Source organism: Reyranella sp. GW821-FHT12G01 (assembly GCF_058806575.1).
The window spans coordinates 239,859-252,463 of record NZ_JBXAPV010000003.1; the positions used below are offsets into that span (position 1 = coordinate 239,859).

Here is a 12,605-nt window from a genome sequence, read left to right on the forward strand (position 1 = left end):
CGCACCTAAGCGGCGCGCGCGATTACCGGCGCCTCGAGCGCCTCGATGAAGCGCCGGCAATAGGCTTCGGCCGTCGTGCGCAACACCTTCTCCTTCAGCACGCTGTGCCGCTCCTGCCGCTCCGACAACGGCATCGTCAGCGCCACATGCATGGCATCCGCAATGGCGTCGGGATCGAATGGATTGACGATCAGCGCCTCGGTGAGGTCTTGCGCCGCGCCGGCGAATTGCGACAGGACCAGCACGCCCGGATCCTCGTCGGACTGGGCGGCGACGAATTCCTTGGCCACCAGGTTCATGCCGTCGCGCAGCGGCGTCACCACGCCGATGCGGCCAAGGCGATAGAGACCAGCAAGCGTCGACCGTGGTGCACCGCGCGTCGAATAGCGCAACGGTGTCCAATCAAACTCCGAGAAGCGGCCGTTGATTCGTCCCGCCAGCCGATCGAGCTCGGTGCGCAGCTTGCGATACTCGTCGACCTCCTCGCGCGAGCGCGGACAGATCTGCAGGAAATGGATCTGCCGCTTGTGCTCGGGATGCTTTTCCAGCAGGCGGCCGAACGCCTCGAAGCGATGCGGCAGGCCCTTGGAATAGTCGAGCCGATCGACGCCGATCGCGAGTGCGCGATTGAGCAGGCTGCCGGCGACCATCTGCACCGCCTTGTCGCCTTCGGCGCGTTCGGCGTCCTGCGCGAAGGTCTGCGCATCGATTCCGATCGGGTCGGCGAACGCACGCACCTTGCGGCCGGCGATGCGGATCCACTCGCCCTCGACCGTGGCGCCCAGCATGCGCTGCGCGCAGTCGCGGAAGTCGCGCGCATGCTCTTCAGTCTGGAAACCCACGAGATCGTAAGCACAGAGATCGGCCACCAGTTCGCGTGCCACCGGCATGGCTTCGAGCATCGACGGCGGCACGAAGGGCACGTGCAGGAAGAAGCCTATGCGACCCCCGAAGCCTTCCTTGCGCAGCAGGCGGGCAAAGGGGATGAGATGGTAGTCGTGCGCCCAGACCGTGTCGTCGCCCTGCAGCAGAGGCGCCAGCGCCGAGGCGAACGAGCGATTGACCGAAAGATAACCTTCGTAATCCTCGCGCCGGAAATGCATCAGGCCGAGACGGAAATGCAGCAACGGCCACAGCGCGCCATTGGCGAAGCCGACATAGAAGCCGCGATAGGCGTCGGGCATCAGGTCGACCGTGGCATAGGTCACGCCGCGCGCTTCGACGATGGCAGGATGCGGCGACGGTTCAGAACTGAGGCGACCGCTCCAGCCGAACCACATGGCGCCAGGCGTCATCAGGTCGCTCAGGGCGACCGCCAGACCGCCCGCCGCCGCGCTGCGCGCCTTCGGCACCGGCACCCGGTTGGAGACGACTACGAGGCGTGCCATAGCCCCTCTTCCCAGCTCCGCGAGAGCCGCATGGCCGATAGGATCAAGCCGACCTGGCTGTAGGTCTGCGGGAAGTTACCCCACAGTTCGCCGGTGCGCGGATCGAGGTCTTCCGAAAGGAGACCAACGTGATTGCGCCGCGACAGCACGTTGTTGAAAAGCTCGAGCGCTTCCTCCCGCCGGCCGACGCTGACCAATGCATCAATGTACCAAAAGGTGCAGAGCAGGAAGGCGTTCGAGGGCGCGCCGAAATCGTCGGACTCGATGTAGCGCATCAGGAAGCCGTTCTTCATCAGCTTCTTCGACACCATGTCGAGCGTCGCATGAAAACGCGGATCGTCGGAGCGCAGCAGGCCGATCTCCGGGAACACAAGACTGGAAGCGTCGGCCATGTCGCGATCGAGCACGCCCGACAGCCAGCCTTCCGACGTGGTGCCACGTTGCAGGATCTCCTGGCGCAGCACGCCCGCCTTGGCGAGCCATTCGCGCGATTCGCCGTCGAAGCCGACGCGGCGCGCGATCAGGCCGAGCCGATGCTGCGCGGCCCAGCACATGGCAGCCGAGAAAGTATGGACCTCCTCACGCTCGCGATATTCCCAGAGACCGGCATCGGGCGTGAGGGCCGCACGGTGCGCCTCGTTGCCGACGACGCAGAGCTGGCGATAGAGCTCGACGTCGCCCTGGCGCGGCAGGCGCTCGTCCCAGAACATCTGCGCTGCCGTCAGCACCATCGAGCCATAGACGTCGTTCTGGCGCTGGCCGACGGCGGCATTGCCGATGCGCACCGGCCCATAGCCGCGATAGCCCGGCAAGGTCTCGATCAGCCGTTCCATCGTGTCGGTGCCGGGAGCGATCGGGAACAGAGGCGCCACGTTGTGGACCTCGCCGCGCGTGCTGCCGGCTTCGACCACATCGACGATGAAGCGCACGTAGCTTTCCATGGTACGCGTCGCGGACAGGCGATTGAGCGCCGTCACGGTGAAGAAGGCGTCACGCAGCCAGGTGAAGCGGTAATCCCAGTTACGCACCGTGCCGGCCGCCTCCGGCACCGACGTGGTCAGCGCCGCCAGCACCGCGCCGGTGTCCTCGTAGCTGCAGAGCTTCAGGGTGATGGCGGCGCGGATCACCGCGACCTGCCAGTCGAAAGGGATGTTGAGGTCGCGGACCCAGCCCTGCCAATAGACCTCGGTCTCGGACAGGAACGAGCGCGAGAGCTGGTCGACATTGTCGGTGATGCTCTCGTCGGCGCCGACGATCAGAGTCAGCGGACGGTCGAGCGAGAATTCGGTTTCATGCAATACGTAGTTCAGCGAAGCATCGGTCGTGAGACGCAGCACCGAGGCATCGCCATAGTAACGGATGTGATTGCTGCCGACGGTGACCTGCGCCTTGTGGGCGTTGTAGTCGAAGGTCGGACGCAGGCGCACCGTGACGCGCGGCCGGCCGGCGATCGGCTCCAGCCGGCGCACCAGCATCGGCGGGCGGAACATGCGGCCGAAGCGGCGGAAGCGCGGTGCGAAATCCCAGATGCGCGCGGTGCCGCCAGCGCCGTCGATCGTCGTTTCGAGGATCGCCGTGTTGGGCACGTAGCGCTGCCGGCTCTCCTTCATGCCTTCGACGACGACGTCCATGAAGCCTGCTTGCGGGTCCTTGCCGCCCAGCAATGCGTTGAACACCGGGTCACCGTCGAGCCGTCCCAGCCCGTGCCAGACATGGCGACCGTTGCGATCGATCAGGCTCGCGATCGAGCAGTTGCCGACAACCCCGAGATCGAGGCTGCTCATACAGAGGCGCCCGCCGCCGCCGGCTGCTGCACGGAAGGCGTTCCCGCCAGGCGCTCGGCATTGCGCGACAGCCAGGCGCGCACCTGCGCCGGATCGCCGTCGAACACTTCCTGCACCCGCAACCCTTCGCCGCCATGCCGTCGCGCCGCACTCATGCCCGCTTCGTCGGTGAAATCGTCGCCCACGAAGATCGGCCGGCGCCCCTTGAAGGCGCTGTCCTTCATGAATCGCTCGACCGCATGCCCCTTGGAGGTGGAGCGCGGCCCGATCTCCACGGCCTCGCGCGCCGGGATCAGGCGGAACCATGGATGATCGTCGGGCACGAGCGCACGCACGACCCGCCACACATCGTCATGCCGCTCCGGTGCCAGACGGTAATGAATCGCGCAGCCATGCGGTTTGGGTTCGATGAGGACGCCGGGCCAACGCTCGGTGGCGGCCACGAGCGAATCGCGCCACGCTTCGGTCACGGCAATACCGGCGGGCATCTCTTCGACGGTACCATCACTGAATCGTAAAGTGACTCCATGCTCGCCTGCTGCAGCCGAGGTGAACGGCTTCAGGAGTTGATCGATGGTCTTGAGCGAGCGCCCACTCACGATGGCGAGCGCGCCCCCGAGCAGCGCATGGAGATGAGCGAGAAGTCCGGGCAGCGCCGGCGGTACGACGACCAACTCCGGCGTCGCGGCGATCTCCAGCAAGGTGCCGTCGAGATCGAGGAATAGAGCAGAACCGTAGTCGAAATCCGTTGCAGCCATCTCGTCCCCTTTGCGCCTTGGATGCCTAGGGCGCGAAGGGGCTCTCTCGACCACAACACGCCGCGGTTCGGGGGCCGTCCCGAGCGAGCGGCCGCGCCTAGCGCGTGGTCGTTCAACGCTCCGAAACGACGGTGGTTCCCCCCAAAAGCCGTTTCGCTACGGCAATAGTGAGGCGAATGGGTCAGGGAAGCAGACCCATCTACATAGAGAACGATTCGCCTGCCCGGAGGCTGCGCAGGCATTGGCAGACAGGCGGTGCGCCACAATGACCGACGGTAATGACGCAAACGCAGCAACGCCTTCGCACAGGCGGCGTTGAACAGGCACGAAATCATTCACCAGAGGAGACTGTCATGAGCAGCACTACCGACAAGATCAAGGGCGTCACCAACGAAGCCGTCGGCAAGGCCAAGCAGGGCATTGGTAACGCGGTCGACAGCGACAAGATGAAGGTCGAGGGCGCCGTGCAGGAAGCCAAGGGCCATGCGCAGCAGGCCGTCGGCAATGCCAAGGAAGCGCTGAAGAAGGCGATCGACAACTAAGGTCGCCGCCTCCGAAGCTTTTCGGAAGAGAGTGAAAGGGCGTCCGCCGCAAGGCGGGCGTCCTTTTTCTTTGCCCGCGATTGGCCTAGGCTCGCCGTCTCTTCACCGACGACGGCTCCAATGCTCCCCTCCCAACGCGATCTGTTCGACATCCCGCGCGACATCTGCTTCCTCAATGCTGCCGCCTGGAGCCCGCTGCCGCTCGCGGTGCAGGAAGCCGGCAGGATCGGCGTCGGCCGCAAGGGCCAGCCGTGGAAGCTCGATGCGGACTTCATGTCGAAGCAGTACGAGCGCGCGCGTAGCGCGGCCGCCATGCTGATCGGCGCTGATGCTGCCGACATCGCCCTCATCCCATCGGTCGGCTACGGCGTCTCGACCGCCGGCAAGGTGATGACCCTGCCGCGCGGCAGCCGCGTGCTGGTGCTGCAGGACGACCACACGTCTCCGGTGCTCGAATGGATGAGCCGCGCCGAGCAAGGCGCCTACACCGTCGAGCAGGTGAAGCAGCCGGGCGACGGCGACTGGACCGCGGCCGTGCTGGAAGCGATTGCCCGCAAGGATGCGGCACCACTCTCGCTGGTCTCGATTTCCTCGGTGCACTGGTCGGATGGCGGCTCGCTCGACCTGTCGCGCATCGCCGAGGCGATCCGGCAGAAGGGCGCGGCCTTCCTGGTCGATGCGACGCACGATGCCGGCGTCCGCCGCATCGACGTTAAGACGCTCGATCCCGACTTCCTGATCTTCCCGACCTACAAGTGGGTGCTGGGCCCCTACGGGCGCGCGTTCCTGTATGTCGCCAAGCGCCACCAGAACGGCGTGCCGCTGGAGCAGACCGCGCCGGCGCGCAAGGGCGTCGCGGCCGAGCAGAAGGTCTATTTCCGCGACCTCTCCTATGCAGACGGTGCGCGCCGCTACGACATGGGCGAGCGCGACCACTTCATCACCCTCGAAATGGCCGCGGTCGGCATGGAGATGATGGCGGGCTGGGGCAACGATCCGATCGTCGCGCGTCTCGGCATGTTGACCGACCGGCTGGCCGACGGGCTGGCCAACAGCGGCGTGCGCGTGCTCGATCGCAAGCTGCGCGCGCCGCACCTCCTCTGCCTGCAGTTCCCCAAGGGCATGGACGACGATCTGCCGAAGAAGCTCGCCGCGGAAAATGTCTATGCCGCGCCGCGCCTCGGCCGCCTGCGCATCAGCCCGCACGTCTACAACGACGAGCAGGATGTCGACCGCTTCGTCGAAGTCTTCAAGAAGGTCGCGCTGTAACCAGGCGCTGAGAAGGGGATCGTTTTGCGTAACACTCGTCGACAGATTTTGGTCGCGGCACTCGCGTCGCCGCTGATCGCCCGCGCCGCTTCGGCGCAGGCCAAGTATCCCGAACGGCCGATCAAGATCATCGTGCCCTTCCCGCCCGGCGGCGGCGTCGACCTGACGGCTCGGCTGATGATGGAGCCGCTGTCGAAGGAACTGGGCCAGACGATCGTGGTCGAGAACAAGGGTGGCGCCGGCGGCATCATTGGTGTCGAGGCGATGTCGCATGCACCGCCGGACGGCTACACGCTCTCGCTGACCGGCGCCGGCACGCTGACGGCCGGGCCGCACCTGCGCAAGATGCCCTACGATCCGATGGCGCTGACGCAGATCACGCGGCTGGTGCGCATGCCCTTCATCGTCGCCGTGCGCAACGACCTGCCGGCCAAGACACTGCCCGAGTTCATGGAACTGGCGAAGAAGCAGGAACTGCGCTGGGCGTCGGGCGGCATCGGCACCAGCCAGCATCTCGCGGGCGAACTCTTCACCCAGATGTCGGGCCTCAAGATGGTGCATGTGCCCTATCGCGGCACCGGCCCGGCGCTGAACGATCTCGCCTCCGGTGTCGTCGACGCCTATTTCGGCGATCCCGCGACGCTCAGCCTGATCCGCGGCGGCAAGGCGCGCGCCATGGCCGTGACCTCGCCCGAGCGCTGGCCCGTCCTGCCAGATACGCCCGCGCTCGCCGAAGCCGTGAAGGGCTACGAGGCGGAGAACTGGTACGGGCTCGCCGCCCCTCCCGGCACGCCCAAGCCCATCGTCGACCGGCTGAACGCCGCCATTGCCAAGGTGCTGGCCGAGCCCGACGTGAAGAAGAAGTACGACGAGAACGGCCTCACCCCAGCCCTTCTCTCCCCGGCCGACTTCACGGCCTTCCTCAAGCGCGATTCCGTCACCTGGGGCGACGTGGTGCGCAAGGGCAACATCAAGATCGACGAGTAGAAATGTCATCCCGTCTGGCCGTTGATATCGGCGGCACATTCACCGACGTCGTGCTCGAAACCGGCACGAAATCCCACGCCACCAAGGTCCTGACCACGCCCGACGCGCCTGAGCGCGCCGTGCTGGAAGGCGTGCGCTCCATCCTGGCCGAAGCGAAATGCCGGCCGCAGGATGTGAGCCTGGTCGTGCATGGCACGACGCTGGCCACCAACGCGCTGATCGAGCGCAAGGGTGCGCGCACTGCGCTGATCACCACGGAAGGCTTCCGTGATTCCGTCGAGATGGCCTGGGAGCACCGCTTCGAGCAATACGACATCTATATGGAGCGGCCGCAGCCGCTGGTGTCGCGCGACCTGCGCTTCGGCGTGCCCGAACGCGTCGCTTCTGACGGCGCAGTTCTGCTGGCGCTCGACGAGGCAGCCGTGCGCCGCGTCGCGAAGCAGTTGAAGGCCGAGAAGATCGAGGCCGTCGCCGTCTGCTTCCTGCACAGCTTCACCAACGAGGCGCATGAGCGTCGCACCGGTGCGATCCTCGCCGAGGAACTACCCGGCATCGCCGTGTCGCTCTCCTGCGAGGTCTGCCCCGAGATTCGCGAATACGAGCGCACCTCGACGACAATCGCCAACGCCTATGTGCTGCCGCGCATGGCGGGCTACCTCGGCCAGCTCGAAGCCGACCTGAAGAAGGAAGGCATCGCGGGCCCGCTCCTGCTGATGATGTCGTCGGGCGGCATCACGACCGTCGACACGGCACGGCGCTATCCAGTGCGCCTGGTCGAATCGGGGCCGGCCGGCGGCGCAATCCTCGCTCGCACCGTTGCGGCCGAAAACGATGCCCGCAAGGCCGTCGCCTTCGACATGGGCGGCACCACCGCCAAGCTCACTTTGCTCGACGATCTCGAACTGCAGCGTTCGCGCCAGTTCGAGGTCGCGCGCGCCTATCGCTTCGTGCAGGGCTCCGGCCTGCCGGTGCGCATTCCCGTGATCGAGCTGGTCGAGATCGGCGCCGGCGGCGGCTCGATCGCGCGCATCGATGCGCTGGGCCGCATCCAGGTCGGCCCCGATTCGGCCGGCAGCGTGCCCGGCCCGGCAAGCTATGGCCGCGGCGGCACCGAGCCCACCGTGACCGACGCCGACACCGCCCTCGGCCGCCTCGATCCGACGCGCTTCGCGGGCGGCGCCATCCCGCTCCATCGCGACAAGGCCGAGGCGGCGCTGCAATCGCTCGCCGGCCCGCTCCAGACGGATGCGCAGGGCGCAGCCGCCGGTGTGGCCGAGATCGTCGACGAGACGATGGCAAGTGCCGCCCGCGTGCATGCCGTCGAGAACGGCAAGGACACGGCCGACCGCGCGCTGATCGCGTTCGGCGGTGCGGCACCGCTGCATGCCGCGCGCCTCGCTCGCAAGCTCGGCATGAAGCAGGTGATCGTGCCGGTCGGCGCGGGCGTCGGCTCGGCTTTCGGCTTCCTGCGCGCCTCCATCGCCTACGAGGTCGTGCGCACGCGCCACATGCGGCTCGACATGCTCGACGCCAAGATGCTGAACGAGCTGTTTGCGGCGATGCGCGCCGAGGCCGAAGCGGTCGTGCGACCGGCGGCGCCCGGCGAGACGCTGGTCGAATCCCGCCAGGCCTTCATGCGCTACCGCGGCCAGGGCCACGAGATCGCCGTGCCGCTGCCCAACGCACCCTTCGCCGCCGATGGGGCGGGCGAACTGCGCCGCCGCTTCGAGGCGACCTACGAGCAGGTGTTCGGTCGTGCCATTCCCAAGCTCGAGGTCGAGGCGCTGACCTGGACCCTGTCGCTTGCCACCGACCGTCCGCTGCCCGCTCCCGCCAGGCCGGTTGCAAAGAAAGCCGCGCCGGCGCCGTCGGGGCATCGCGAGGTGCTCGATCCGGCCAGCGGCCACAAGGAGCAGGCCGCGCTCTACGAGCGCAACGCGCTGCAGCCCGGCATGACGTTCGACGGGCCGGCGCTGATCGTCGAGGATGGCACCACCACCGTCGTTCCCAATGGCTTCACCGCCCATATCAACGAAGTGGGCCAGATCGTCCTGGAGGACCGCGCATGAGCACGACAACGAAGTCGCCGCTTGGTGATATCCGTCTGCAGGTCATGTGGAACCGCCTGCTCTCGGTCGTCGAGGAGCAGGCCCGCGCCCTCGTGCGTACCGCCTTCTCGACCAGCGCGCGCGAGGCCGGCGACATTTCGGCCGGCGTGTTCGACCTCGAAGGCCGCATGCTGGCACAGGCCGTGACCGGCACGCCGGGCCATGTGAACTCGATGGCGCGCAGCGTCATCCACTTCATCCGCGAATTCCCGGTCGAGACGATGAAGGAAGGTGATGCCTACATCACCAACGATCCGTGGAAAGGCACCGGCCATCTCTACGACATCGTCGTCACCTCGCCCGCCTTCCACAACGGCAAGCTGGTGGCGCTGTTCTCCTGCACCACGCACGTGGTCGACATTGGCGGCCTCGGCCAGTCGCCCGACGGGCGGCAGGTGTTCCACGAGGGCCTGTTCCTGCCGCTGTTGCCGCTGATGCGCGAGGGCGTGATCGACGAGAGCGTGATGCGCATCGTGCGCGCCAACGTCCGCGAGCCGGTGCAGGTCGAGGGCGACATCCATGCGCTGGTCGGCTGCAACGGCATCGGCGAGAAGCGGCTTTCCGACATGATGGCCGAGCATGCCATCGACAATCTCGACGAACTCGGCACGCACATCATCGAGAAGAGCCGCGCCGGCATGATCGCCGCCATCTCCAAATTGCCGCGCGGCACCTGGAAGGGCCATATGCGCATCGACGGCTACGACGCGCCGATCGACCTGCACGCCGCCGTTACGATCCACGCCGACCACATCGCCGTCGACTATGCCGGCACCTCGGGCTCGTCGATCTACGGCATCAATTCGCCGATGTGCTACACCGAGGCCTACACCGCCTTCGGCATCAAGTGCGTCGTGGCGCCGACCATCCCGAACAATGCCGGCACGCTCGATTCGATCCTGGTGACGGCACCGGACAACACCATCGTGAACGCGCTTTATCCGGCGGCGGTGAACGCACGCAGCACGATCGGCCACATGCTGCCCGACGTCTGCTTCGACGCCCTGCACCAGGTGATCCCGGGCCAGGTCCCGGCCGAGGGCACATCCAACCTCTGGAACCTGAAGCTCGGCGCGGGCCACGGCATGACCGGCACGATCGGCAACAGCCGGCCCTTCATGGTGACGACCTTCCATTCCGGCGGCACCGGCGCGCGGCCGACGCTCGACGGATTGTCGGCAACGCCGTTCCCCTCGGGCGTGCGCAACGTGCCGGTCGAGATCACCGAAACCATTGCGCCCGTGGTCGTGTGGAAGAAAGAGTACCGCCAGGATTCCGGCGGCGCCGGCGAACAACGCGGCGGCCTCGGACAGGTGATGGAGGTCGAGCATCGCGAGGGAGCGCCGTTCGGCATCTTCGCGACCTTCGAGCGGGTAAAGTATCCGGCGCGCGGCCGCGAGGGCGGCCACTCCGGCGGCAACGGCCGCCTGTCGCTGGCCTCGGGCCAGGAGCTGAAGGCCAAGGGCTTCCAGACCATCCCGGCCGGTGAGCGACTGGTCGTCGAGATGCCCGGCGGCGGCGGCTACGGCGATCCCGCGAAGCGCGACCCCGAAGCCGTCAAGCGCGACATCAAGCTCGGCCTCGTCAGTAAGGAAGCGGCGAAAGCCGCCTACGGCATCGAGGGCGACTAGAGCGCAACACTAAAAGCTTCGTCGTCTCGACCGGAGCGCGCAGCGCGGAGTGGAGAGACCTTCTCTCCACCACAAGCCGGCAAATCGCCGAAAAAAGGTCTCTCCACTCCGCCTCGCTGCGCGAGGCTACGGTCGAGACGACGGCAATACGTCAGAAGCTCTTGTCGAACTCCGGGCGGTGCTTGTTGCGCAGCTTGAAGTTCTGGCGCTCGGCCTTGCGTGGCGCACGCACCCAGACCTCGCGGTTGGGATGCAGGCCACCGCCGCGCGTCGCCGGCACCGCGCTGGTGCGGGCGCGATGGAGCAGTCGCGTGTCGGCGATGCCGCAATTGGGATGGATGCCGCCATTGTCGGCGACGACCTTGTCCCACGCCGCCTTGCGCTTGGCATAGATGGCCGGGTCGGCGAGCTGGGTGCAGTTCAGCTCGTTGATGTTGAGGTCGGCGACGATCTCGTCGCCCTCCTCGATCAGGCCGATCGGGCCGCCGATCGCGGCCTCAGGCCCGACATGGCCAATCACGAGGCCGACCGAGCCACCCGAGAAGCGCGCGTCGGTCATCAGGGCCACGACGATGTTGCGCTCGCGGCACAGCGTCGTGATGCGGGAGGTCGGATCGAGCATCTCCGGCATGCCCGGGGCGCCGTTCGGTCCTTCGTAGCGCACGATGACGATGTCGTGGTTCTGGAAGGTGTCCGGCGTCTCGTCGAGTGCCTTGAGCAAGCCCATCTCGCCCTCGAACACGCGGGCGCGGCCGCGGAACAGGTTGTTCTCGAGGCCGCCTTCGACACCCGCGAGCTTCAGGATGGCCGAGAAGTCCGGCGACAGGTTGCCGCCCAGCATGCGCAGGCCGCCGGTCGGCTTGTAGGGCTTCTCGACCGGATAGACGACCTTGCCGTCGGCCTTCTTGGCGCCGAGACGCTCGACCTGCTTGGCCAGCGTCTCGCCGGTGCAGGTCAGCACGTCGCCGTTCAGCAGCCCGGCGTCGAGCAGCTCGCGCACGATCACCTGCACGCCGCCCACCTTGTCGATGTCGACCATCGAATACTTGCCGTAGGGCCGCGCGTCGGTCAGCACCGGCACGATGTTCTGCGAGAGGTAGTTGAACTCCTCCGGCGTCACGACGTCCTTCCAGAAGTCGCCGAAGCCGGCGGCGCGGGCGATTTCCGGAGCATGCAGCACGACGTTGGTCGAGCCGCCGACCGCCATCGCCACGATCATCGCGTTGCGGATCGAATCGCGCACGACGATGTCGCGCGGCTTCAAGTCGTTCTTGATCAGGTTGGCGAGATGGTCGACCAGCTCGGCGGCGAACTCGCCGGTGCGACGCGGATCGTCCGACGGCGGCGCCACCATGTGCAGCGGCTGCATGCCGACCACGCCGATGAAGGTCTGCATGGTGTTGTAGGTGAACATGCCGCCGCAGCTGCCGTAGCCCGGGCAGGCATGGCAGGCGATCAGGTGGCGGTAGTCGGCATCGGGATGGCCGGCGACCTGGTAGGCGCTTACGATGTCGAGCGCCTCGCCGGTGTTAGGCTCCTTGCCGGGGTGGATCGCGCCGTCCGACATGATGATCGACGGCAGATTGTGCTCGAGCAGTGCGGAGAGCGTGCCGACCGGCGGCTTGTCGCAGGCCACGACCGCGATCGTGCCGGCAAGGCCGGTGGCGCTCAGATGCTCGCACAGCGCGTCCTGGGTCACTTCGCGACCGATCAGCGAGTAGCGCATCTCGCGCGTGCCGTTGCGGATGCCGTCCGAGGTGGCGATCGTGTACTCGGGCTGGACCAGGCGCATCTTGAGCTGGTTCGGGCCCGTGCCGATGCGCGCCTTGAGCTGCTCATGGATCGCCTCGACCTTCGACAGGACGCCGAGATAGCACTGGCTGTCGCCCTTGGTGCCGACGACGCCGACCGACGGCTCGTGAATGAGGTTCTCATCCGTCCCGAGCGCGCGCGCCACTCCGATGGTCTGGGCCGAGCGGCCCGGGTGCCGGTCAATGGTCACAAACTTCGGCTTCATCACAACCATCCCATACGACTTGCAGACATTGGCCCGCCTTCGGGCGAGCGGGTCATATATCACAAGCCCGCCGGGCCATTCCCGCGATTTCTTCTGTCCCGTGACAGGCCGCCGGCCGCTT

General features: G+C 66.9%; 9 protein-coding genes. 5 read left to right on the forward strand and 4 right to left on the reverse strand.

Annotation, left to right across the window (positions count from 1 at the left end):
• Positions 1 to 5 precede the first annotated feature (5 nt).
• The 3 genes from AC1RP5_RS26225 to otsB are packed head-to-tail and all read right to left on the reverse strand — an operon-like array spanning position 6 to position 3,930.
• Positions 6 to 1,388 (reverse strand): alpha,alpha-trehalose-phosphate synthase (UDP-forming), encoded by a 1,383-nt coding sequence (locus AC1RP5_RS26225; RefSeq protein WP_493115679.1) that lies wholly within the window; start codon positions 1,386 to 1,388, stop codon positions 6 to 8.
• Entirely contained in the window at positions 1,373 to 3,172 is a 1,800-nt protein-coding gene (locus tag AC1RP5_RS26230) for a glycoside hydrolase family 15 protein (protein ID WP_493115680.1), read from the reverse strand. Before AC1RP5_RS26230 ends, AC1RP5_RS26225 begins: the two co-directional genes overlap by 16 nt.
• Complete coding sequence (otsB, locus tag AC1RP5_RS26235) at positions 3,169 to 3,930, reverse strand: trehalose-phosphatase (RefSeq protein ID WP_493115682.1); 762 nt, start codon at positions 3,928 to 3,930, stop codon at positions 3,169 to 3,171. The genes AC1RP5_RS26230 and otsB overlap by 4 nt, the downstream gene beginning before the upstream one ends.
• A gap of 353 nt (positions 3,931 to 4,283) precedes the next feature.
• On the opposite strand from otsB, the gene AC1RP5_RS26240 reads away from it, so the two are divergent.
• The 5 genes from AC1RP5_RS26240 (at position 4,284) to AC1RP5_RS26260 (ending at position 10,467) form a co-directional block, all read left to right on the forward strand.
• On the forward strand, positions 4,284 to 4,472 hold the full coding sequence (locus AC1RP5_RS26240; RefSeq protein WP_493115683.1) for a CsbD family protein: 189 nt from the start codon (positions 4,284 to 4,286) through the stop codon (positions 4,470 to 4,472).
• A 120-nt stretch (positions 4,473 to 4,592) separates the two neighbouring features.
• Positions 4,593 to 5,741 (forward strand): aminotransferase class V-fold PLP-dependent enzyme, encoded by a 1,149-nt coding sequence (locus AC1RP5_RS26245; protein ID WP_493115684.1) that lies wholly within the window; start codon positions 4,593 to 4,595, stop codon positions 5,739 to 5,741.
• Positions 5,742 to 5,765: 24 nt separating this feature from the next.
• Positions 5,766 to 6,728 carry a Bug family tripartite tricarboxylate transporter substrate binding protein gene (locus tag AC1RP5_RS26250; protein WP_493115685.1) on the forward strand — a complete coding sequence of 321 codons (963 nt, stop codon included), beginning with the start codon at positions 5,766 to 5,768 and terminating at the stop codon, positions 6,726 to 6,728.
• 2 nt (positions 6,729 to 6,730) lie between these two features.
• Positions 6,731 to 8,797, forward strand: coding sequence for a hydantoinase/oxoprolinase family protein (locus tag AC1RP5_RS26255; RefSeq protein WP_493115686.1), 2,067 nt, complete (start codon positions 6,731 to 6,733; stop codon positions 8,795 to 8,797).
• Complete coding sequence (locus AC1RP5_RS26260) at positions 8,794 to 10,467, forward strand: hydantoinase B/oxoprolinase family protein (RefSeq protein WP_493115689.1); 1,674 nt, start codon at positions 8,794 to 8,796, stop codon at positions 10,465 to 10,467. Before AC1RP5_RS26255 ends, AC1RP5_RS26260 begins: the two co-directional genes overlap by 4 nt.
• A 151-nt stretch (positions 10,468 to 10,618) precedes the next feature.
• On the opposite strand, the gene AC1RP5_RS26265 is transcribed toward AC1RP5_RS26260, so the two are convergent.
• On the reverse strand, positions 10,619 to 12,484 hold the full coding sequence (locus tag AC1RP5_RS26265; protein WP_493115693.1) for a dihydroxy-acid dehydratase domain-containing protein: 1,866 nt from the start codon (positions 12,482 to 12,484) through the stop codon (positions 10,619 to 10,621).
• Between the last annotated feature and the right edge of the window lie 121 nt (positions 12,485 to 12,605).

Coding starts and splice junctions, on each gene's coding strand:
- AC1RP5_RS26255 (WP_493115686.1), top strand. CDS start 6,731: ATGTCATCCCGTCTGGCCGTTGATATCGGCGGCACATTCACCGACGTC.
- otsB (WP_493115682.1), bottom strand. CDS start 3,930: ATGGCTGCAACGGATTTCGACTACGGTTCTGCTCTATTCCTCGATCTC.
- AC1RP5_RS26245 (WP_493115684.1), top strand. CDS start 4,593: ATGCTCCCCTCCCAACGCGATCTGTTCGACATCCCGCGCGACATCTGC.
- AC1RP5_RS26260 (WP_493115689.1), top strand. CDS start 8,794: ATGAGCACGACAACGAAGTCGCCGCTTGGTGATATCCGTCTGCAGGTC.
- AC1RP5_RS26265 (WP_493115693.1), bottom strand. CDS start 12,484: ATGAAGCCGAAGTTTGTGACCATTGACCGGCACCCGGGCCGCTCGGCC.
- AC1RP5_RS26230 (WP_493115680.1), bottom strand. CDS start 3,172: ATGAGCAGCCTCGATCTCGGGGTTGTCGGCAACTGCTCGATCGCGAGC.
- AC1RP5_RS26240 (WP_493115683.1), top strand. CDS start 4,284: ATGAGCAGCACTACCGACAAGATCAAGGGCGTCACCAACGAAGCCGTC.
- AC1RP5_RS26225 (WP_493115679.1), bottom strand. CDS start 1,388: ATGGCACGCCTCGTAGTCGTCTCCAACCGGGTGCCGGTGCCGAAGGCG.